19 protein-coding genes and 2 tRNA genes are annotated in these 22,006 nt (G+C 45.9%); 18 read left to right on the top strand and 3 right to left on the bottom strand.

Translation table 11 applies throughout. The annotated features are described in order from the left end of the window. Nucleotides 1-90: 90 nt before the first annotated feature. On the bottom strand, nt 91-1,551 hold the full coding sequence (gene dacB, locus Xedl_RS04620) for a serine-type D-Ala-D-Ala carboxypeptidase (protein WP_074022678.1): 1,461 nt from the start codon (nt 1,549-1,551) through the stop codon (nt 91-93). Nucleotides 1,552-1,846: 295 nt separating this feature from the next. Between dacB and greA the strand changes: the two genes are divergently transcribed. Beyond that, nucleotides 1,847-2,323, top strand: a complete 477-nt coding sequence (gene greA / locus Xedl_RS04615) for a transcription elongation factor GreA (RefSeq protein ID WP_074022677.1) — start codon at nt 1,847-1,849, stop codon at nt 2,321-2,323. A gap of 89 nt (nt 2,324-2,412) precedes the next feature. Here the strand turns inward: greA and yhbY are convergent, their stop codons facing one another. Then, nucleotides 2,413-2,706 (bottom strand): ribosome assembly RNA-binding protein YhbY, encoded by a 294-nt coding sequence (gene yhbY, locus Xedl_RS04610; RefSeq protein WP_038218890.1) that lies wholly within the window; start codon nt 2,704-2,706, stop codon nt 2,413-2,415. 134 nt (nt 2,707-2,840) lie between these two features. On the opposite strand from yhbY, the gene rlmE reads away from it, so the two are divergent. The 17 genes from rlmE (at nt 2,841) to Xedl_RS04530 (ending at nt 21,058) form a co-directional block, all read left to right on the top strand. Beyond that, nucleotides 2,841-3,470: a 23S rRNA (uridine(2552)-2'-O)-methyltransferase RlmE gene (gene rlmE, locus Xedl_RS04605; protein ID WP_074019936.1), complete on the top strand. Its 630-nt coding sequence runs from the start codon at nt 2,841-2,843 to the stop codon at nt 3,468-3,470. Nucleotides 3,471-3,518: 48 nt separating this feature from the next. Continuing rightward, a complete protein-coding gene (gene ftsH / locus Xedl_RS04600; protein ID WP_074022676.1) occupies nt 3,519-5,438 on the top strand; it encodes an ATP-dependent zinc metalloprotease FtsH in 1,920 nt (639 codons plus the stop codon). 66 nt (nt 5,439-5,504) lie between these two features. After that, a complete protein-coding gene (gene folP / locus Xedl_RS04595) occupies nt 5,505-6,347 on the top strand; it encodes a dihydropteroate synthase (protein WP_074022675.1) in 843 nt (280 codons plus the stop codon). A 95-nt stretch (nt 6,348-6,442) separates the two neighbouring features. Further along, the gene (gene glmM / locus Xedl_RS04590; protein ID WP_074022674.1) at nt 6,443-7,780 is read left to right on the top strand and encodes a phosphoglucosamine mutase; all 1,338 of its coding nucleotides are present in this window, start codon (nt 6,443-6,445) and stop codon (nt 7,778-7,780) included. A gap of 179 nt (nt 7,781-7,959) precedes the next feature. Beyond that, the gene (gene secG, locus Xedl_RS04585) at nt 7,960-8,298 is read left to right on the top strand and encodes a preprotein translocase subunit SecG (protein WP_074022673.1); all 339 of its coding nucleotides are present in this window, start codon (nt 7,960-7,962) and stop codon (nt 8,296-8,298) included. Between the two features lie 87 nt (nt 8,299-8,385). Then, nucleotides 8,386-8,475, top strand: a tRNA-Leu gene (locus Xedl_RS04580). A 58-nt stretch (nt 8,476-8,533) separates the two neighbouring features. Beyond that, nucleotides 8,534-8,610, top strand: a tRNA-Met gene (locus Xedl_RS04575). Between the two features lie 224 nt (nt 8,611-8,834). Then, nucleotides 8,835-9,287, top strand: coding sequence for a ribosome maturation factor RimP (gene rimP, locus Xedl_RS04570; protein WP_143187377.1), 453 nt, complete (start codon nt 8,835-8,837; stop codon nt 9,285-9,287). A gap of 21 nt (nt 9,288-9,308) precedes the next feature. Further along, a complete protein-coding gene (gene nusA / locus Xedl_RS04565; protein WP_074022671.1) occupies nt 9,309-10,817 on the top strand; it encodes a transcription termination factor NusA in 1,509 nt (502 codons plus the stop codon). A gap of 25 nt (nt 10,818-10,842) precedes the next feature. Continuing rightward, nucleotides 10,843-13,611: a translation initiation factor IF-2 gene (infB, locus tag Xedl_RS04560; protein WP_074022670.1), complete on the top strand. Its 2,769-nt coding sequence runs from the start codon at nt 10,843-10,845 to the stop codon at nt 13,609-13,611. A gap of 74 nt (nt 13,612-13,685) precedes the next feature. Continuing rightward, the gene (rbfA, locus tag Xedl_RS04555; protein WP_074022669.1) at nt 13,686-14,096 is read left to right on the top strand and encodes a 30S ribosome-binding factor RbfA; all 411 of its coding nucleotides are present in this window, start codon (nt 13,686-13,688) and stop codon (nt 14,094-14,096) included. Beyond that, nucleotides 14,096-15,040 carry a tRNA pseudouridine(55) synthase TruB gene (gene truB, locus Xedl_RS04550; RefSeq protein ID WP_074022668.1) on the top strand — a complete coding sequence of 315 codons (945 nt, stop codon included), beginning with the start codon at nt 14,096-14,098 and terminating at the stop codon, nt 15,038-15,040. Before rbfA ends, truB begins: the two co-directional genes overlap by 1 nt. A gap of 172 nt (nt 15,041-15,212) precedes the next feature. Next, nucleotides 15,213-15,482 carry a 30S ribosomal protein S15 gene (rpsO, locus tag Xedl_RS04545; RefSeq protein WP_074019926.1) on the top strand — a complete coding sequence of 90 codons (270 nt, stop codon included), beginning with the start codon at nt 15,213-15,215 and terminating at the stop codon, nt 15,480-15,482. A 268-nt stretch (nt 15,483-15,750) separates the two neighbouring features. Next, a complete protein-coding gene (pnp, locus tag Xedl_RS04540) occupies nt 15,751-17,889 on the top strand; it encodes a polyribonucleotide nucleotidyltransferase (protein ID WP_074022667.1) in 2,139 nt (712 codons plus the stop codon). A gap of 191 nt (nt 17,890-18,080) precedes the next feature. Continuing rightward, on the top strand, nt 18,081-18,965 hold the full coding sequence (gene nlpI / locus Xedl_RS04535) for a lipoprotein NlpI (protein ID WP_074022666.1): 885 nt from the start codon (nt 18,081-18,083) through the stop codon (nt 18,963-18,965). A 100-nt stretch (nt 18,966-19,065) separates the two neighbouring features. Then, nucleotides 19,066-19,146 (top strand): protein YrbN, encoded by an 81-nt coding sequence (gene yrbN / locus Xedl_RS38725; protein ID WP_120211369.1) that lies wholly within the window; start codon nt 19,066-19,068, stop codon nt 19,144-19,146. Next, a complete protein-coding gene (locus Xedl_RS04530; protein WP_074022665.1) occupies nt 19,136-21,058 on the top strand; it encodes a DEAD/DEAH family ATP-dependent RNA helicase in 1,923 nt (640 codons plus the stop codon). The genes yrbN and Xedl_RS04530 overlap by 11 nt, the downstream gene beginning before the upstream one ends. Nucleotides 21,059-21,165: 107 nt before the next feature. On the opposite strand, the gene btsR is transcribed toward Xedl_RS04530, so the two are convergent. Continuing rightward, entirely contained in the window at nt 21,166-21,885 is a 720-nt protein-coding gene (gene btsR, locus Xedl_RS04525) for a two-component system response regulator BtsR (protein ID WP_074022664.1), read from the bottom strand. Nucleotides 21,886-22,006 lie beyond the last annotated feature (121 nt).

Here is a 22,006-nt window from a genome sequence, read left to right as displayed (position 1 = left end):
TCTTCATGTAGTCATTTGAATATAACAAAAGGACGCCAATACAGCGCCCTTTTTTCTTTTGGTCAAGCCCTTCTTAGTCACTGAGCCAGCTCAGTGACTTTGATATAACGATTTATATAAATTGTGCTCAAAACGCGATAACGGAACACGACGGGCTCGTTGATCTTCTGGCGGAACAGAGTAGGCAGAGACAAACTGGACAAAAGCAATGTGTTGTCCACTGGCAGTAGTCATAAACCCAGCGAGGTTATAAACGCCTTGTAATGATCCGGTTTTGGCAAAAACCTTACCATCAAGCCCCGCTTCATGCAGGCCAGGACGATAAGCCAATGTGCCATCATATCCCGCTTTGGGTAACATCGGGATAAAGTCCAGCTCATCATTGTGTTGAGCAATAAATTGCAATATCTCCATCATGGTTACGGGGGCGATTAAATTGTGGCGTGAAAGGCCGGAACCATCCACCATGATAGTATTGCCCAAATTAATACCCGCTTTCTGTTTCAGGATCTGGCGGACGGCATCGGAACCTGCCCGCCATGTCCCAGGCACATTGAAATAGCGGTGACCAAGGGTACGAAAGAGAGTATCCGCAATCATGTTATCTGATTTCTTCAACATGATTTCGAGCATCTTATTTAATGGCACAGATTGATTTACGGCGAGGATCTTTTCTGGTTGTTTGGGAGCCGACTGGAGCTGTATATGGCCTTTTAACTCAATACCGGCAATATTCAATTCATTCTTCAGGAGCTTGCCAGCATAGTCAGGCCCATTCTGGATAGCAAATGCCAATGGCAGTGGTTCATCGCGTTGTGTCAGGCAACCTGTAAGGGTATATCGATTTAAATCGCCCGATGTAACATCAAATTCACAATATTTCGCTTCTGGTGAGCCTTTAGCCAATGTTTTGACTTCACTCAATACATTAACGGGATAAAAAGAGGGGACACGAACAAATGCCAGTTCGCCAGATTTCTCCGCGCTGTAAAGTGAAACAGAAAAGCAGTTCTTATCCACGATGGCTGCTGATGGAGGGGCACTGAAACACTGGGTCATATCGTTCCATATCCAGCCTGGGGCTTTATCATGGCTGGAGAAAATCGAAACATCGATGATGAGGTCTCCATCAATCTGTTTTATCCCCGATTGTTTTAAGGTTTCGACCATAGTGCGCAGTTGTGAGCGTGTCAGCATGGGATCACCGACAAAACGAGCCGTTAAGTTACCTTCTAATACGCCATTTGAAAGATTAGCATCACTTTCCAGTGTTGTGATAAAACGGTAATCCTTACCAAGCTGCAATAGCGCTGCTAATGCTGTTACAATTTTCTGCGTACTTGCAGGTAAAGCCATTTGTTGCCCGTGATAATCAATTAAAGGATTTTTGGCACCAACGGCTTGGGCAATAAATGAGAAATCAGTTCCCGTAGGCAGATATTGGGTGCTTTTCTCAATAGAAGAGATATCAAAAGAGGCATTTGCACTGAAAATGCTCAGGCTTAAGCTGAGCATACACGCTATTCTGCTGGGAAGTTTTAAAAGAGCCATAGATCTCGCATATGAAGGTAATGTATTCCAAGAATATTTGTATTAATGATACTAAGGTGCTGTTTAAAGGCAAAGTAAACGATGATCCATCATCAACTCTACGTTAGAATGATAGATTGACAGGTAAGTATGCCTGTAGACTTCAGATTGTGCTGAATTACACTTCTTTTTATTAAGTATCTGTAAGCCTGCCTGATAAGGTGTGCTCATTGTGCTGTTATTAAAAAATGTGCTGTTATTACAAAAAATCAGGAAGATGTTGTTTGGGCTTAGGATTAATTTAGAGGTTGAATAAATGAAACAAATTCCGATGACGGTACGTGGCGCGGATAAATTGCGCGAAGAATTAGAACATTTGAAAAATGTACGTCGGCCTCAAATTATTGCCGCAATCGCTGAGGCGCGTGAGCACGGTGATTTGAAAGAAAACGCAGAATATCATGCTGCTCGTGAACAGCAGGGTTTCTGTGAAGGCCGTATTCAGGAGATTGAGGCTAAACTTTCCAATGCACAGGTGATTGATGTCACGAAGATAACCAATAATGGCCGAGTGATTTTTGGGGCAACGGTAACGGTACTGAACTTGGATTCCGATGAAGAACAGACCTACCGTATCGTCGGTGATGATGAAGCCAATATTAAAGAAAATCTTCTTTCAGTGAATTCACCGATTGCCCGTGGCCTGGTTGGTAAAGAAGTCGATGATGTTGTTGTCATCTCAACGCCTGGCGGTCAAGTGGAATTCGAAGTTTTGAACGTGGATTATGTTTAATACACCATGATCAAAGAAAAAGGCCAGCTTTTGGCCTTTTTATCATAATAAATCAATTAATATGGCACTTTTGTATAAATATGCCGTGATTATTTAGGTAGACTAATCTTGCGTTCTTCCGATGGACGGTAGAGAACTAACATTTTGCCAATGATTTGCACGTTATGTGCACCTGTTTCACGAACAATCGCTTCAGCGATCAAAGTTTTTATTTCACGGTCTTCGCCAGCAACTTTAACTTTGATAAGCTCGTGATGCGAAAGGGTCTGTTCGATTTCAGCCAACACGCCTTCGGTCAACCCATTGTTGCCGATCATAACGACAGGCTTTAATGAATGAGCGAGACTTTTCAGGTATTGGACTTGTTTCTTGTTAAGAGTCATCGTTTTTTTGCTTAGTTAGGATTGAAAACGATATATTCTACCGCCATCTCATATCTATCACCATAAAAGTGTGGTGTGGTTTGATAAGAGAGCGCAAAAAATAAGGCGCCTTATTAGTAGAGTTGGAAAGAACAATGGCCAATAAAAAACGTTCAGCAAGCTCAAGTCGCTGGTTACAGGAACATTTTAGTGATAAATATGTTCTCCAGGCGCAGAAAAAAGGGCTTCGCTCTCGCGCTTGGTTTAAACTTGATGAGATACAGCAAAGCGACAAAATCTTTAAACCGGGCATGACCGTTGTTGATTTAGGTGCTGCTCCAGGTGGGTGGTCTCAGTACGTAGTGAGTCAGATTGGTAATAGCGGGCGCGTCATTGCTTGTGATCTTTTGCCAATGGACCCGATAGTTGGAGTCGATTTCCTTCAAGGAGACTTTCGTGATGAGCTGGTATTGAAAACACTACTTGAGAGAGTTGGTGATAATAAAGTCCAGGTCGTCATGTCGGATATGGCTCCAAATATGAGTGGAACCCCCGCGGTCGATATTCCCCGATCCATGTATCTGGTTGAGTTAGCGTTGGATATGTGTCGTGATGTGCTGGCCCCTGGGGGTAGTTTTATTGTCAAAGTATTTCAGGGAGAGGGCTTTGATGAATACCTGAGGGAAATACGCTCCCTTTTTGCGAAGGTAAAAGTTCGTAAACCCGAATCTTCGCGGGCACGATCACGTGAAGTATACATTGTAGCGACAGGGCGGAAAGTATAGTACCCTGACTACTATTTGTTAACACAGTTGTAATATGAGGTTAATCCCTTGAGTGACATGGCGAAAAACCTGATTCTCTGGTTAGTCATCGCAGTTGTCTTGATGTTATTGTTCCAGAGTTTTGGTCCCGGCGATTCTAGTGGTCGTAGGGTAGATTACTCTAATTTCATCAATGAGATATCGCAGAATCAAGTAAGCGAAGTACGTATTTCGGGTCGTGACATTGATTTCACTAAGAAGGACAACAGTGGAAAATACAGCACTTATATGCCAGTTCAGGATGAAAAGTTGCTGGACACCCTACTCAATAAGCAGATAAAAGTTGTTGGTGAACCACCAGAACAACAAGGCCTGTTGGCGACCCTCTTTATTTCATGGTTCCCAATGTTACTGCTCATTGGCGTTTGGATCTTCTTTATGCGCCAAATGCAAGGTGGTGGCGGTAAAGGGGCGATGTCTTTTGGTAAAAGCAAAGCCCGTATGTTGACAGAAGATCAAATTAAAACCACATTTGCCGACGTTGCTGGTTGTGATGAAGCAAAAGAAGAAGTGGGCGAATTGGTTGAGTATCTGCGTGAACCTGGCCGTTTCCAAAAACTCGGAGGTAAGATCCCGAAAGGTATTTTGATGGTTGGCCCTCCAGGTACCGGTAAGACATTGCTAGCGAAAGCTATTGCTGGCGAAGCGAAAGTGCCGTTCTTCACCATCTCTGGTTCAGATTTCGTTGAAATGTTTGTTGGTGTTGGTGCTTCCCGTGTTCGTGATATGTTTGAACAGGCAAAAAAAGCTGCACCGTGCATCATCTTTATTGACGAAATTGATGCAGTTGGTCGTCAGCGTGGTGCTGGTCTGGGTGGCGGACATGATGAACGTGAACAGACACTGAACCAAATGCTGGTTGAAATGGATGGCTTTGAAGGTAACGAAGGCATCATTGTTATCGCAGCGACTAACCGTCCTGATGTTCTCGACCCAGCTCTGTTACGCCCTGGTCGTTTTGACCGCCAGGTTGTTGTGGGCCTGCCAGATGTTCGTGGCCGTGAGCAAATTCTGAAAGTTCACATGCGCCGCATTCCACTGGATACTGATATTGATGCCTCGGTCATTGCTCGTGGTACACCTGGTTTCTCTGGTGCGGATTTGGCTAACCTTGTGAATGAAGCTGCTTTGTTTGCCGCTCGCGGTAACAAGCGCGTTGTTTCTATGGTTGAGTTCGAAAAAGCCAAAGATAAGATCATGATGGGCGCAGAACGCCGTTCAATGGTTATGACGGAGGAACAGAAAGAATCCACCGCATACCATGAAGCAGGGCATGCCATTATTGGCCGCTTGGTTCCAGAACACGATCCTGTACATAAAGTGACAATTATACCGCGTGGTCGTGCGTTGGGTGTGACGTTCTTCTTACCAGAGGGCGATCAGATCAGTGCAAGCCGTCAGAAATTGGAAAGCCAAATTTCAACTTTATACGGTGGACGGTTAGCGGAAGAAATTATCTATGGTGTAGATAATGTTTCTACCGGTGCCTCTAACGATATTAAAGTGGCGACATCTATTGCGCGTAACATGGTGACACAGTGGGGCTTCTCAGAAAAACTGGGGCCATTGCTGTATGCGGAAGAAGAGGGTGAAGTTTTCCTCGGTCGTTCGGTTGCCAAGGCAAAACATATGTCTGAAGACACCGCGCGTTTAATCGATCAGGAAGTGAAGGCCATCATCGATCGTAACTATTTACGTGCGCGTCAGATTCTGATGGGTAATCTGGATATTCTTCATTCAATGAAAGATGCCTTGATGAAGTATGAAACCATTGATGCTCCTCAGATTGATGATCTGATGAATCGTACAACAGTACGTCCACCGGCCGGTTGGGAAGGAGATAAAAATAGCGGTAATAGTAATAACCGTCACAACACTCCATCTCAGCAGCAAACTTCAAAGCCAGCGGACGGTAACCCAACCGTATAACGTGGCTAACAACCCTACATTAAACCCCAGGCTTGTCCTGGGGTTTTGACATTAAGGCACCTAGCGATGAAACTGACAGCCAGAGGCAGTGTCCTCGATCTTTCCTGCCCACAAATCATGGGAATTTTGAATGTCACTCCCGATTCCTTCTCTGATGGTGGAACCCATAATACTTTTGATTCAGCATTGAAATATGCTGCTGAGATGATCAAAGAAGGAGCAACGATTATTGATGTGGGAGGAGAATCAACTCGTCCTGGAGCGAATGAAGTAAGTGAGCAGGAAGAGCTGGATCGTGTTATTCCCGTGATTGAGGTACTGGCACAGCGCTTTGATATCTGGATCTCTGTTGATACCTCAAAAGCGGCTGTTATGCGGGAATCAGCCAAGGCGGGAGCGCATATTATCAATGACGTCCGTGCGTTACAGGAACCTGGAGCACTTGAAGCGGCAACACAAAGTGGTTTGCCGATCTGCCTGATGCATATGCAGGGACAACCGCGCACCATGCAAACAGAACCTCACTATGAAGATGTGGTATCGGAAGTAAAAACCTTCCTGATACAGCAAATTGAGCGCTGTGTTGCGGCGGGTATCGCGAAAAACAACCTGATTCTTGATCCTGGTTTCGGTTTTGGTAAGAACTTATCGCATAATTATCAGTTATTGGCTCACTTGCAAGAATTTCATCATTTGGGATTACCTATTCTGGCGGGGATGTCCCGCAAATCTATGATTGGTCAATTACTTAATGTACCACCGCAGGAGCGTGTGGCAGGAAGCGTTGCTTGTGCTGTGATTGCAGCCATGAAAGGTGCCCAGATTATCCGTGTACATGATGTCAAAGAAACCGTTCAGGCAATGCAAGTAGTTCATGCAACGCTATCTGAAAAGAATCCATGTTCATAGAATATATAGTTTGTAGAATACATCGTTTGTAAAGAACATGATGTCAGCAAAAAACGCTGAGAACAGAAAATTCGTTCAGCAAAGGAAAGAAATTTATGAGTAACCGTAAATATTTTGGCACTGACGGTATCCGTGGCAGAGTGGGGAATACCCCAATTACCCCTGACTTTGTATTGAAACTTGGTTGGGCTGCCGGAAAAGTGCTGGCGCGTCATGGTTCTCGCAAAATTATTATTGGTAAAGATACCCGAATCTCAGGTTATATGTTGGAATCTGCGTTGGAAGCAGGGTTAGCCGCTGCGGGACTGTCGGCATCCTTTACCGGCCCGATGCCAACGCCTGCCGTGGCGTATCTGACACGTACTTTTCGTGCAGAAGCCGGCATTGTCATTTCCGCTTCCCACAACCCTTACTATGATAACGGCATTAAATTCTTCTCCATTGATGGGACTAAATTACCGGATAATGTTGAAGAGGCGATTGAAGCAGAAATGGAAAAGCCTCTGACTTGTGTGGAATCTGCTGAGTTAGGGCGGGCAAATCGGATAGTTGATGCGGCAGGTCGTTACATTGAATTTTGTAAAGGGACATTCCCTAGTGAACAAAGTTTAAATGGATTGAAAATTGTTTTAGATTGCGCCAATGGTGCGACCTACCATATCGCGCCGAATGTGCTCAGAGAGTTAGGGGCGGAAGTGATTGCCATTGGTTGTGAGCCTAATGGTATCAATATCAATGAAGAGTGTGGTGCAACAGATGTCCGTCTATTGCAACAGCGCGTATTGGAAGAACAAGCGCACGTAGGCCTTGCATTTGATGGTGATGGTGACCGTATCATTATGGTTGATCACTTGGGGCAAAAAGTTGATGGTGATCAGCTCATTTATATCATTGCACGTGAAGCGTTGAGACAAGGCCAGCTACGGGGTGGGGTAGTGGGTACGTTGATGAGCAACATGGGGCTGGAGTTGGCACTGAAACAGCTTGGTATTCCATTTGAACGTGCGAAAGTTGGCGACCGCTATGTGCTGGAAAAATTGCAGGAAAAAGGTTGGCGTCTGGGGGCAGAAAATTCAGGCCATGTGATTTTGTTGGACAAAACCACTACAGGTGATGGAATTGTTGCTGGATTGCAAGTCTTGAGTGCAATGGTACGCAATAATATGAGCCTGCATGATCTGTGCAGTGGCATGAAACTTTTACCTCAAGTTTTGGTTAACGTTCGCTTTGCAGGTGATGTTGATCCCTTGCAATCAGACTCCGTGCTTGAAACCGTAAAAGAAGTTGAGACTGAATTGAATGGTCGTGGCCGTGTTCTGCTGCGTAAATCAGGTACAGAACCATTGATTCGTGTCATGGTGGAAGGTGAGGATGAAGAGCAAGTCACAGCATTAGCGCATCGTATTGCTGATGCTGTGAAAAAAATCGGCTGATTTGTTGATTTTTTGCTCGATCAGCGTCAGGATTTAAAATTAATCTTGCGTGTCTGATACGCTTTGGTTAGTATTCACACCCGCTCAATAAGTTAATTTTTCTAATTTTGTGAGCGGGTGATGCAACATAACGTCGCTATGAAATTGTGGTAAAAGCCACGAGGAAACGGGTACAACATATGTATGAAGCTCTTTTAGGTATATTCTTGCTGGTTGGTATCGGGCTAATCGCCCTGGTTCTGCTACAGCAAGGTAAAGGTGCTGATATGGGTGCTTCTTTCGGCGCGGGTGCATCTAACACGCTGTTTGGTTCATCGGGTTCCGGTAATTTTATGACCCGCATGACGGCCATTTTTGCCACGTTGTTCATTGTTATCAGCCTGATTCTTGGTAACATGACCAGCAATAAGACGGGTTCTAGCAGTAAATGGGATAACCTTGTCGATCCTGTAAAAGTTGAAAAACAGGCAGAAGTTCCGGCAACGCCAGCACAACCAAATAGTGATATCCCACAGTAATATTCAGTAACAGAATTGAAATAGGGTTGTTGGTTTTAACGATGAGTTTAGATAACCATTTAGAATAACAGTCCTATAAAAATCAGTGCCGAGGTGGTGAAATTGGTATACACGCTACCTTGAGGTGGTAGTGCCTAAACAACGGGCGTACGGGTTCAAGTCCCGTCCTCGGCACCATTAATCTAGAAACTTGCGTTTTTAGTATTATCAGCGTAAGATTTGCCACGTTTTCGAACGCGGGATGGAGCAGCATGGTAGCTCGTCGGGCTCATAACCCGAAGGTCGTCGGTTCAAATCCGGCTCCCGCAACCACTTCTTAACAACCTATACCTTTTCAATAGTAATATTCAGCAGCCATTGAGATATCTCTCCTGATTTGACAGGTTGCTTTAAAAGGTATAAAAAAGAAGTTGGTTGAGACCGCTGGCAGTAAACAGGGTCCAGTTGCATAAAGCCCCGAGTATCGGGGTTTTTTGTTATTTGACAGCAGAATTACTGGGCTAATATAGCCCTTTTTTTATGTCTTGGGGGTGGGCTTGTCCACATTAGAGCAAAAATTAACAGAGATAATTTCAGCACCAGTTGAAGCTTTAGGTTTTGAATTAGTTGGCCTGGAGTTTATTCGCGCTCGTGTATCGACGTTGCGAGTCTATATCGATAGTGAGGAGGGTATCACTGTTGATAATTGTGCTGATGTTAGCCACCAGGTCAGTGCAGTGCTTGATGTTGAAGATCCGATTCCAGGGCTTTATAACCTGGAAATATCTTCACCAGGGCTTGAGCGTCCACTGTTTAAGGCTGAACATTACCAGCGTTTTATCGGTGAAGAAGCCAGCTTGGTTTTACGCATGGCAATGCAGAACCGTCGCAAATGGCAAGGTATCATCAAGGCAGTTGATGGTGAAATGATTACGGTTACGGTGGATGGAAAAGACGAAGTGTTCGCACTGAGCAACATCCAGAAAGCGAACCTGGTACCCCACTTTTAAAGTTCGGATGAGGCAACTAGGATGAATAAAGAAATTCTGGCTGTTGTGGAAGCGGTTTCTAATGAAAAATCACTCCCTCGCGAAAAAATCTTCGAAGCATTAGAGATTGCACTGGCAACAGCCACCAAGAAAAAATATGAGCAGGAAATCGACGTCCGCGTCTGTATCGATCGTAAATCAGGTGATTTTGATACCTTCCGCCGCTGGTTAGTTGTTGACGAAGTGACTCAGCCAACGCGCGAAATCACACTGGAAGCGGCAAAATTTGACAACCCAGAGATTGATCTGGGTGGTTATATTGAAGATCAAATTGAATCAGTGACTTTTGACCGCATTACGACTCAGACGGCAAAACAGGTTATCGTACAGAAAGTACGCGAAGCTGAACGTGCGATGGTTGTTGATCAATTCCGTGAACAACAGGGTGAGATCGTGACCGGTCAGGTCAAAAAAGTGAACCGTGAAAATATTACCTTAGATTTAGGTAATAATGCTGAAGCGGTCATTTTACGTGAAGACATGTTGCCACGGGAAAACTTTCGTCCAGGTGACCGCGTGCGTGGTGTTCTGTATGATGTTCGTCCTGAAGCACGTGGTGCACAGCTTTTCATCACTCGTTCTCGTCCTGAGATGTTGGTTGAGTTGTTCCGCATCGAAGTACCTGAAATTGGTGAAGAAATCATTGAGATCAAAGCGGCTGCCCGTGATCCGGGTTCCCGTGCCAAGATCGCAGTGAAAACTAACGACAAGCGTATTGATCCTGTTGGTGCTTGTGTTGGTATGCGTGGTGCAAGGGTACAAGCCGTTTCCAGTGAGCTGGGCGGTGAAAGAATTGACATCGTGTTGTGGGACGATAACCCTGCGCAGTTTGTCATTAATGCAATGGCTCCGGCAGATGTTGCATCTATTGTGGTTGACGAAGATAACTGCACTATGGATGTTGCCGTAGAAAACAGTAATCTTGCTCAGGCGATTGGACGTAATGGTCAGAACGTTCGTCTGGCGGCACAACTGTTGAAAAAACATCGTGGTGATGACAAATGGGAACTTAATGTCATGACTGCGGAAGAGTTACAAGCAAAACATCAGGCAGAAGCACACGCTTCTATTGATACATTTACTAAGCATCTCGACATTGATGAAGATTTCGCCACTGTATTGGTCGAGGAAGGTTTCTCTACGCTGGAAGAACTGGCTTATGTGCCAATCAATGAACTTCTGGCTGTAGAAGGCCTGGATGAAGAAACCGTTGAAGTTCTTCGTGAACGCGCTAAAGCGGCCTTGACGACGCTGGAACTGGCTCAGAAAGAGAGTCTAGGTGATCAGCAACCTGCCGAAGATTTATTGAATCTGCCTGGCATGGAGCGTACTTTGGCGTTTAACCTGGCTGCCCGTGGCATCTGCACTCTGGAAGATCTTGCCGAGCAGGGTATCGACGACTTATCTGATATCGAAGGACTGAATGATGAGAAAGCAGGAGAACTCATTATGGCAGCCCGCAATATCTGTTGGTTTGGCGATGATGCATAAATAAACTGTAGCAGGAAGGAACAGAATGACAGAGGTAACCGTAAAAATACTGGCAGAAGAGATCCAGGCATCGGTGGAACGTCTAATCCAGCAATTTGCTGATGCTGGCATTCAGAAAACCGCAACTGACTCTGTTTCCCAGAAAGAAAAAGAAGCTTTGCTGGCCCACCTTAACCGCGAACAAGGCGGTTCTGGCGGTCAGCCAGGTAAATTGACACTACAGCGTAAAACACGCAGTACATTGAACGTTCCTGGCACCGGTGGCAAAAGTAAATCGGTAGCGATTGAAGTCCGCAAAAAACGCACATATGTAAACCGCGATGCCACTGAACAGGGTAAAGCGGAAGAGCAGTCAAAGCGTGAAGCGGAAGAGCAGGCTCGGCGCGAGGCAGAAGAGAAGGCGCGGCTTGAGGCTGAAGCGAAAAAACTCGCAGAAGAGCAAGCTAAACGTGAAGCTGAAGAAAAGGCTAAACGTGAAGCTGAAGAGAGCGCTCGACGTGAAGCAGAAGAAAAAGCCAAACGTGAAGAGGCTAAACTGTCTCAGCGTGAGGCGGTGGAAAAAGAAAAAGTGACTAAGCAACATACCGAAAACAATCAAAAATCAGTTCAGAATCATTCTGCCGCGCTAAATGAAAAAGCGCGTCGTGAAGCTGAAGCTGCAAATTTAAAACGTAAAGCTGAAGAAGAAATGCGCCGTAAGGTGGAGGAAGAAGCGAAACGTGTTGCAGAAGAAGCGCGTCGAATGGCAGAAGAGAACAAAGACAAATGGTCTTATGACTCTGAGAACAGTGACAACAGTGACTACCACATAACCACTTCCCGCTATGCTCGTGATGCGGAAGATGAAAATGACGCCAAAGTAGAAGGCGATCGTCGTTCCCGCTCCCGTGGCGGTAAATCCCGCCAGAAAAAGAATAACAAACATTCTGAATCGAAAGCTGATCGCGAAGAAGCGCGCGCTGTGGGTCGTACCAAAGGTAAACAACGTAAGCCGAGTACCTTACAGCAGAGTTTCACGAAACCTGTTGCCGCGGTTAACCGTGACGTTGTGATTGGTGAGACAATTACTGTTGCTGAATTGGCTAACAAAATGGCCGTGAAAGGTGCTCAGGTCATTAAGACCATGATGAACATGGGCGCAATGGTAACCATCAACCAAGTGATCGACCAAGAAACAGCACAAATGGTTGCCGAAGAAATGGGGCACAAAGTTTTCCTGCGTCGTGAAAACGAACTGGAAGAAGCGCTGATGAGTGATCGTGATACGGGTGAAACGCAGGCAGAACCTCGTGCACCTGTTGTCACCATCATGGGGCACGTTGACCACGGTAAAACTTCTCTGCTGGATTATATCCGTTCCACTAAAGTGGCTTCTGGAGAGGCGGGTGGTATTACCCAGCACATTGGTGCGTATCATGTGAAAACTGAAAAAGGCATGATCACCTTCTTGGATACCCCAGGCCATGCTGCGTTTACCTCCATGCGTGCACGTGGTGCGAAAGCAACAGATATCGTTGTTCTGGTTGTCGCAGCGGATGATGGTGTGATGCCACAGACCATCGAAGCTATCCAGCACGCTAAAGCGGCCAACGTACCGGTTGTTGTTGCTGTGAACAAGATCGATAAGCCAGAAGCTGATCCAGATCGCGTGAAGAATGAATTGTCACAATACGGTATCATTCCAGAAGAGTGGGGTGGTGAAAACCAGTTCATGAATGTGTCTGCTAAAGCAGGTATTGGTATTGATGAATTGCTGGAAGCCATTTTGCTGCAGGCAGAAGTTCTTGAACTGAAAGCGGTACGCACAGGTATGGCGAATGGTGTGGTCATTGAATCCTTCCTGGATAAAGGCCGCGGTCCAGTCGCAACCATTCTGGTTCAGTCCGGTACTCTGAACAAAGGCGACATCGTTCTGTGTGGCTTCGAATATGGCCGTATCCGTGCGATGCGTAACGAACTTGGCCGTGAAGTGACCTCGGCTGGCCCATCTATCCCAGTGGAAATTTTGGGTCTGTCCAATGTGCCATCTGCGGGTGATGAAGCAACTGTTGTTCGTGACGAGAAAAAAGCGCGTGAAGTAGCCTTGTATCGCCAGGGTAAATTCCGTGAAGTGAAGTTGGCTCGTCAGCACAAAGCTAAGCTGGAAAACATCTTCGCTAACCTGGAAGAAGGCAAAGTATCTGAACTGAACATTGTTCTGAAAACAGATGTTCAAGGTACATGTGAAGCAATTAGTGATTCACTGCTGAAACTGTCTACTGATGAAGTGAAAGTGAAAATCATCGGTTCTGGTGTGGGTGGTATCACTGAAACTGATGCAACACTGGCAGCGGCATCTGAGGCAATTATTCTGGGCTTCAACGTTCGTGCTGATGCTTCTGCACGTCGTATCATTGAAAACGAAAGTTTGGATCTGCGTTACTACTCCGTTATCTATAACCTGATTGATGAGATCAAACAGGCGATGAGCGGTATGCTGGCACCAGAATACAAACAGCAGATCATGGGTCTTGCCGAAGTTCGTGATGTGTTTAAGTCACCGAAATTTGGTGCTATTGCTGGTTGTATGGTGACAGAAGGTACCATCAAGCGTAATAACCCGATCCGTGTACTGCGCGATAACGTTGTCATTTACGAAGGTGAATTGGAATCCTTGCGTCGCTTTAAAGATGACGTTAATGAAGTCCGTAATGGTATGGAATGTGGTATCGGTGTGAAGAACTACAATGATGTTCGCGTTGGTGACATGATTGAAGTCTTTGAAGTGATTGAAATTAAACGCTCCATCGATTAATACCATTATTTATCAATAGATTCATTCCATTCTTGGGGGGCTTCATGCCCCCCAAAATGTCAGGAGATATAACAATGGCAAGAGAATTTAGTCGTACTCAGCGCGTTGCACAGGAAATGCAAAAAGAAATTGCCATCATCTTACAGCGTGAAATCAAAGATCCTCGTATCGGCATGGCGACAGTCTCTGGTGTTGAGGTTTCCCGCGATCTGGCTTATGCCAAAGTATTTGTAACCTTTTTGAATGTGTTGGTGGAAGGGCATGATTCAGATATGGTTAAAGAAGGCATCAAGGCATTGAACGAAGCTTCTGGTTTTATCCGTTCCCTTCTGGGTAAAGCGATGCGCTTGCGTATCATTCCTGAACTGACATTCTCTTATGACAGTTCTTTGGTAGACGGGATGCGTATGTCGAATTTGGTTAGCAACGTCGTTAAAGACGATGAGAAGCGTCGCGCATCTACGGATCATAATGAGGAAAAATGATGGGGCGCCGTCGTCGAGGCCGTTCTATACACGGTGTATTGTTACTGGATAAGCCACAAGATATTTCCTCCAATGATGCGTTACAGAAAGTCAGGCGGATTTTTAATGCCAATAAGGCGGGTCATACTGGTGCACTCGACCCATTGGCGACAGGCATGTTGCCGATTTGTCTGGGTGAAGCGACCAAATTTTCCCAATTTTTGCTGGATTCTGACAAACGCTATCGTGTGATTGCCCGTTTGGGGCAGCGTACAGATACATCGGATTCACATGGGACAGTCATCAGTGAGCGTGATGTAATAATCACCGAGTCTCAGCTTAATGCTGCATTGGATAAATTCCGTGGTGATACCATGCAGGTTCCTTCCATGTATTCTGCATTGAAACATCAGGGAAAACCGCTATACGAATATGCCCGTCAGGGGATTGAAGTTGAGCGAGAAGCGCGTCCTATCACTGTTTATGAATTACAATTCATTCGCTGGGAAGGGAATGAGCTGGAATTGGAAATACACTGTTCCAAGGGAACTTACATTCGTACCATCATTGATGATTTAGGGGAACTTTTGGGTTGTGGCGCGCATGTTATTTATCTGCGCCGTTTGCAGGTTGCCAATTATCCCAATCAAAGAATGGTAACGTTGGAACAGTTATATCAGTTAAAACAACAGGCTGAAGGTCAAGAAATTGAGGCATGGGAATTACTTGATTCATTGTTGCTACCAATGGATACCGCGGTGGCTCATTTTCCTGTCATTCACTTACCCTCTGTCGTTGCGTCTTACTTCAAACAAGGCCAGCCGATTCGAAGCAAACATAATTTGGCTTCAGATGAATGGGTGAGGGTGACCGAAGGAGATGAAAATAAATTCATCGGTATTGCCGTGATTGATGATGATGGATTAGTGGCTCCACGCCGTCTGGTTGTTGAAACTGAATCATGATAGCAACAGACAAGGAATTTACAGCAGGTAAATTGAGTTGGGGCACAGAATGGCGGTGATTATGCTGTCTTGCGCTTCACCTATTTGCAGCGTAGAATACTGCGTCTGTATATGAGTTGCTGAATTAGAGATCGGCACTCGTCATTTTAAATTACATATTTGGAGTTATACTATGTCTCTAAGTACTGCTGCAAAAGCACAGATTATTGCTGAATTTGGTCGCGGCGCTAACGACAGTGGTTCCAGCGAAGTTCAGATCGCACTGCTGACTGCTGACATCAACCACCTGCAAGGTCACTTTTCAGAGCACAAAAAAGATCACCACAGCCGTCGTGGTCTGCTGAGAAAGGTTGCACAGCGTCGTAAGCAACTGGACTACCTGAAGCGTAAAGATGTGGCACGCTATGTTGCTCTGATTGAGCGTCTGGGACTGCGTCGCTAATTGATGAGTTTCAGTGGAAAGGGGGCCTAATCGGGCCCCTTTTCTTCTAGGAAACGGAATTGCCAGGAAACAGAATTGGAAAATTTAATCTACTGTTTTTGGCACCGTCTCTAAAATTTGAACCTCTTCCGCTACAGTAGTGACTCGCGCGGCTAATGAGAGTACTCAAAGCAATGAGCACTGTCATTAGTCGTGAGGGTGTAGCAAGAAGAGGAAATCCCTTGTTGCTGGTTTCTTAATGCGGCAACACTAACAAAGGAACATTATTTTGCTAAATCCGATTGTTCGTAAATTTCAGTATGGTCAACACACTGTGACCATTGAAACTGGCATGATGGCGCGTCAAGCGACAGCAGCCGTTATGGTAAATATGGATGACACAGCGGTATTTGTCACCGTTGTAGGTCAAAAGAAAGTCAAAGCAGGTCAGGATTTCTTCCCTCTGACCGTTAACTATCAGGAGCGTACTTACGCTGCTGGCCGCATTCCGGGAAGTTTTTTCCGTCGCGAAGGCCGTCCGGGCGAAGGTGAAACGCTCGTTGCCCGTCTTATTGACCGCCCTCTACGCCCTCTGTTTCCAGAAGGTTTCCTGAATGAAGTTCAAATCATCGCGACAGTCGTTTCTGTTAACCCACAAGTAAACCCTGATATCGTTGCCATGATCGGCTCTTCCGCTGTACTGGCGCTGTCTGGTATTCCATTCAATGGTCCAATTGGTGCTGCGCGTGTTGGTTACATTAACGATCAGTACGTTCTGAACCCAACCAGCGATGAGCTGAAACACAGCCGTTTGGATCTGGTCGTTGCCGGTACAAATAACGCGGTACTGATGGTAGAGTCCGAAGCGGAACTGCTGACTGAAGAGCAAATGCTGGGTGCCGTGGTGTTTGGTCACGAGCAACAACAGATTGTGATTGATAACATCAATGCACTGGTTGCTGAAGCGGGTAAAGAAAAATGGGATTGGGCGCCAGAGCTTGTTAATCAGCCTCTGCACGATCGTGTTGCAGAACTGGCTGAAAGCCGTCTGGGTGATGCTTATCGCATTATTGAGAAGCAGGCGCGTTATGCTCAGGTTGATAGCATCAAAGAAGAAGTTACTGCGGCTATCCTGGCAGAATTCGCAGAAAAAGGCGTTGAACAGGAAGAAACAGAAGTTCTTGAAGTTCTCGCTACTCTGGAAAAAAATGTTGTTCGTAGCCGTGTTCTGCGTGGTGAACCGCGTATTGATGGCCGTGAAAAAGACATGGTTCGTGCTCTGGACGTCCGCACAGGTGTATTGCCACGTACTCATGGTTCATCCCTGTTTACCCGTGGTGAAACTCAGGCTCTGGTGACTGCAACATTGGGTACAGAGCGTGATGCTCAGGTTATCGATGAGCTGATGGGTGAGCGTACAGATCGCTTCCTGTTCCACTATAACTTCCCTCCATACTCTGTTGGTGAAACTGGCATGGTTGGTTCACCAAAACGTCGTGAAATTGGTCACGGTCGTCTGGCGAAACGTGGTGTATTGGCGGTGATGCCAAGCGCTAACGAATTCCCATATACCGTTCGCGTGGTATCTGAAATCACGGAATCCAACGGTTCTTCTTCTATGGCTTCTGTCTGTGGTGCGTCACTGGCATTGATGGATGCGGGTGTGCCAATTAAGGCTGCTGTTGCAGGTATCGCAATGGGATTGGTGAAAGAAGGGGATAACTTTGTTGTTCTGTCTGACATTCTGGGTGACGAAGATCATCTGGGCGACATGGACTTTAAAGTTGCGGGTAGCCGTGATGGTGTCAGTGCATTGCAAATGGACATCAAAATCGAAGGTATCACCCGTGAAATCATGCAGATTGCACTGAATCAAGCCAAAGGCGCTCGTCTGCACATCCTGAATGTGATGGAACAGGCAATTCATAGCCCACGCAATGATATTTCTGAATTTGCACCACGTATTCACACTATCAAGATCAATCCAGACAAGATCAAAGATGTGATTGGTAAAGGGGGTTCCGTGATCCGCGCATTGACGGAAGAAACAGGGACTACCATTGAAATTGAAGACGACGGTACAGTGAAGATTGCGGCAACTGATGGCGATAAAGCACGTCATGCTATCAGACGTATCGAAGAAATCACGGCGGAAGTTGAAGTGGGTCGTATTTATGCTGGCAAAGTGACTCGTATTGTTGATTTTGGCGCATTTGTGGCTATTGGCGGCGGTAAAGAAGGGCTGGTACACATTTCTCAGATCGCAGAAAAACGTGTAGAGAAAGTCACTGATTATCTGCAAATCGGGCAAGAAGTTCCGGTGAAAGTGCTGGAAATTGACCGTCAGGGTCGTATCCGCTTGAGCATGAAAGAAGCTGTGATTACAACTGATGCAGAACTGCAATCACCGGAATCATCAGTAGAATAAATTTGACGTAAAGAGCGGCGTCCTGTAAAAAGGGCGCCGTTTATCTCAATAGATTTCGAGTTGTTGTTGGCAGTAGCTGGGCAATGGCCTGAAAGATGAGAAGAAGTCAGTTTTGGGCAGGAAGCCTGAAATATACAATGTGGGTGGAGTAATAGGGCATTTTGATTGATGTCTGGCTTCGGGAGTGGGAAATGAATTCTTTTCTGCGCTGGTGTTATGTGGCGGCTATTTTTCTCCTTGTGGGATGTAGCGGCACTGGATGGCGTAAAAATGAAGTTATTGCTATTCCATTACAACCGACATTGCAACAAGAGGTTATTCTGGCTCGCATGGAGCAAATACTTGCGAGTCGGTCACTTACGGAAGATGAATATGCACAGCTTTTATATGAACGAGGTGTGCTGTATGATAGCCTTGGGCTGAGGGCATTGGCACAGAATGATTTTTCAGTGGCTTTGACTATCCGTCCTGATATTCCTGAAATTTTTAATTATCTGGGAATTTATTTTACGCAGGCAGGCAATTTTGATTCTGCCTATGAAGCGTTTGATTCTGTTTTAGAGCTTGATCCAACTTACAACTACGCGCGAATGAATCGCGGCATTTCACTGTATTACGGTGGCCGCTATCGATTGGCGCAGGATGATCTGCAGGCGTTTTATCAAGACGATCCAAATGATCCCTTCCGTTCGTTGTGGTTGTACCTTGTGGAAGATAAAATTGATCCTAAGGCTGCAATGACTAATTTGTCGCATCATTTTGACAAAGCGAACCGGGGGAGATGGGGCTGGAATATTGTTGAATTCTATTTGGGCAAAATCAGTGAAAAAACACTGATGGAACGCTTAAAACAGGGTTCAGCAGATAACACTTCGCTCGCTGAGCATCTCAGTGAAACTGACTTCTATTTAGGTAAACATTACCTAAGTCTGGGGGATGAGGATAGCGCAGTTGCGTTATTCAAGCTGACGGTGGCTAACAATGTGCATAACTTTGTTGAGCACCGCTACGCATTGTTGGAATTGGCGCTATTGAGCCAAAAACAAGATGACTTATCGGAATCGAACCAACAATAGCTGACGAACATTTTCACGACAGATTTTAAAGTCCACATCTCTAGAGGTGGGGGCTTGTTTGTTCGTTTAATAACATAATTTGAGCCAGTTCACATTTTAAATGAAAATGACAGAAATTCTTTTCACTGTGTTATGTAGACTGGCCGCCATGATCAATGAGGCACCATTACATGACCACTGAGACTGAAATCTCTTTTGCTGATTTAGGTTTATCAGCACCTATCCTTTCTGCGTTGGGAGACCTGGGCTATGAGAAGCCTTCTCCTATTCAACAACAATGTATTCCTCACTTGCTGAACGGCCGCGATGTGCTGGGTATGGCACAGACTGGCAGTGGTAAAACCGCAGCTTTCAGCTTACCTTTATTGAATAACATTGATGCTGAACTTAAAGCGCCACAAATCCTTGTATTAGCGCCAACCCGTGAACTGGCGGTGCAGGTTGCTGAAGCATGTTCAGATTTTTCCAAGCATATGCGCAATGTGAATGTTGTTGCGCTTTACGGTGGACAGCGTTATGACGTTCAGTTACGTGCTTTGCGTCAGGGACCACAAGTTGTGGTAGGAACGCCGGGACGTTTGCTTGACCATCTGAAACGCGGAACCTTGGATCTGTCCAACCTGAAAGGCCTGGTACTGGATGAAGCTGACGAAATGTTGCGTATGGGCTTTATCGAAGATGTTGAAAACATCATGAGCCAGATCCCTGCTGAACATCAAACCGCGCTGTTCTCCGCGACAATGCCAGAAGCGATCCGCCGTATCACTCGTCGTTTTATGAATGATCCACAGGAAGTTCGTATTCAGAGCAGTGTCACAAACCGTCCTGACATTAGCCAAAGCTACTGGTCTGTTTACGGTATGCGCAAAAATGAAGCGTTGGTGCGTTTCCTTGAAGCAGAAGATTTTGATGCTGCAATTATTTTCGTGCGCACCAAGAATGCAACGTTGGAAGTTGCAGAAACGCTGGAGCGTAACGGCTACAACTCGGCAGCTCTGAATGGTGATATGAACCAGGCTCTGCGTGAACAAACACTTGAGCGCCTGAAAGATGGCCGTTTGGACATTCTGATTGCGACTGATGTAGCGGCTCGTGGTCTGGACGTTGATCGCATTAGCCTGGTTGTTAACTACGACATCCCAATGGACGCAGAATCTTATGTACACCGTATCGGTCGTACTGGTCGTGCGGGTCGTGCGGGTCGTGCTCTGTTGTTTGTTGAAAACCGCGAACGCCGTTTGCTGCGTAACGTTGAACGCACCATGAAACTGACTATCCCGGAAGTTGAATTGCCGAACGCAGAGCTTCTGAGCCAGCGTCGTTTGGAGAAATTTGCGACCAATGTTCAGAATCAACTGGAAAGCAGCGATCTGGATCAATACCGCGCATTGTTGTCTAAACTGGGCACCGGTGATGATTTGGATATGGAAACATTGGCAGCAGCCCTGCTGAAAATGGCACAGGGTGAGCGTCCACTTATTCTGCCACCCGATCCAGTGCGTCGTCCTCGCCGTGAATTCAACGATCGTGATGACCGCCGTCGCAATAGCAATAGCAATGGTAATGGCTTTGGTGAGCGTGACAGAGGTGATCGTCCTCGTCGTGAACGTCGTGACGTGGGTGATATGGAACTGTATCGCATTGAAGTTGGCCGTGATGATGGCGTTGAAGTTCGCCATATTGTGGGTGCAATTGCAAACGAAGGTGATATCAGTAGCCGTTATATCGGTAATATCAAACTGTTTGCCACCCACTCTACGATTGAGCTGCCAAAAGGCATGCCAGGGGAATTACTCTCTCACTTCACCCGTACTCGTATTCTGAACAAACCCATGAATATGCAGTTGATGGGGGATGCGCAACCATTTGAACGTCGTGAGCGTCGTGGTGGTGGTCGTAATGGTAACGGCGGTAACGGCGGCAACGGAGGTAATGGTGCACGTCGTGACCGTGACGGTTTCGGCAATAACGGTGGCCGTCGTTTTAACAACGAACGTCGTGGCGGTGGTGAGCGTGGCTCTTTCCGTGGTCGTGGCAACGATGATTTCAATGGTGGTGCACCACGTCGCCGTCAAAGCAATGGCAATGTATAAGCATACGCTAATCTCTCATTGACTTGCTTGTTGCGTTGAAAATATCGCAATGAATTGAATAAAGCCCTTTCTCCATTAAGAGGAAGGGCTTTTTCTATAAGCAGCGATCAATTTAACCCCAATTCTTCTTTAAGGGGTTTCAGATAACGGCGACTAACTGGAATACGCTCGTCATTGCTTAGTACCAGCTCGGCCTGCCCATTTTCGCCAAAAACAATTTCCCGTAATTGGGTCATGTTGACTAAATATTGGCGATGGCAGCGGGTTAGTGGCGTGCGAGTTTCCAGTGCTCGCAGGGTCAACTCGGTAAAGCCTTCCTGACCGTTAGCGTTCATGACATATACACCACTCAGGCGGGAAGTGACATACAGAACATCATCCAATGGCATCAGCCAGATTCGGCTATGTCCGGTACAGGGAATATATTTCAGTTGTTCATCTTCACGTTGAAGATCTGCCAGATTTTGCTTTTGATAGCCAGAACGCAGCCGTTGCAGCGTCTTACTCAGGCGCTCTTTTTCCAGAGGTTTTAATAAATAATCGAAGGCATGTTCTTCAAAGGCTTGCACTGCATATTCATCAAATGCAGTCAGAAAAACAATATAAGGGCGATGCTCTGGATCGAGCATACCTACCATTTCCAGCCCGGTAATACGGGGCATTTGAATATCGAGAAAAACAACATCGGGTTTCAAACGATGGATGGCACCAATCGCTTCGATTGCGTTGGCACATTCTCCCATGATTTGAATATCAGTTTCCTCTTCCAGCAGACAACGTAGATTTTCACGAGCCAATGGCTCATCGTCAACAATCAATATATCCATATTTACGCCGCTTTATTAACTTACCCGAATTCTGCTTAAGCCATCATTGGAACAGCGTCTTCTGAATAGAAAACTTCCAGTGATGGTTTTTTCAATTTAAGGCAGTAAGCGATCAGTCCAC

The organism is Xenorhabdus eapokensis, from assembly GCF_001908105.1.
This window is presented reverse-complemented; position numbering and strand designations above follow the sequence as displayed.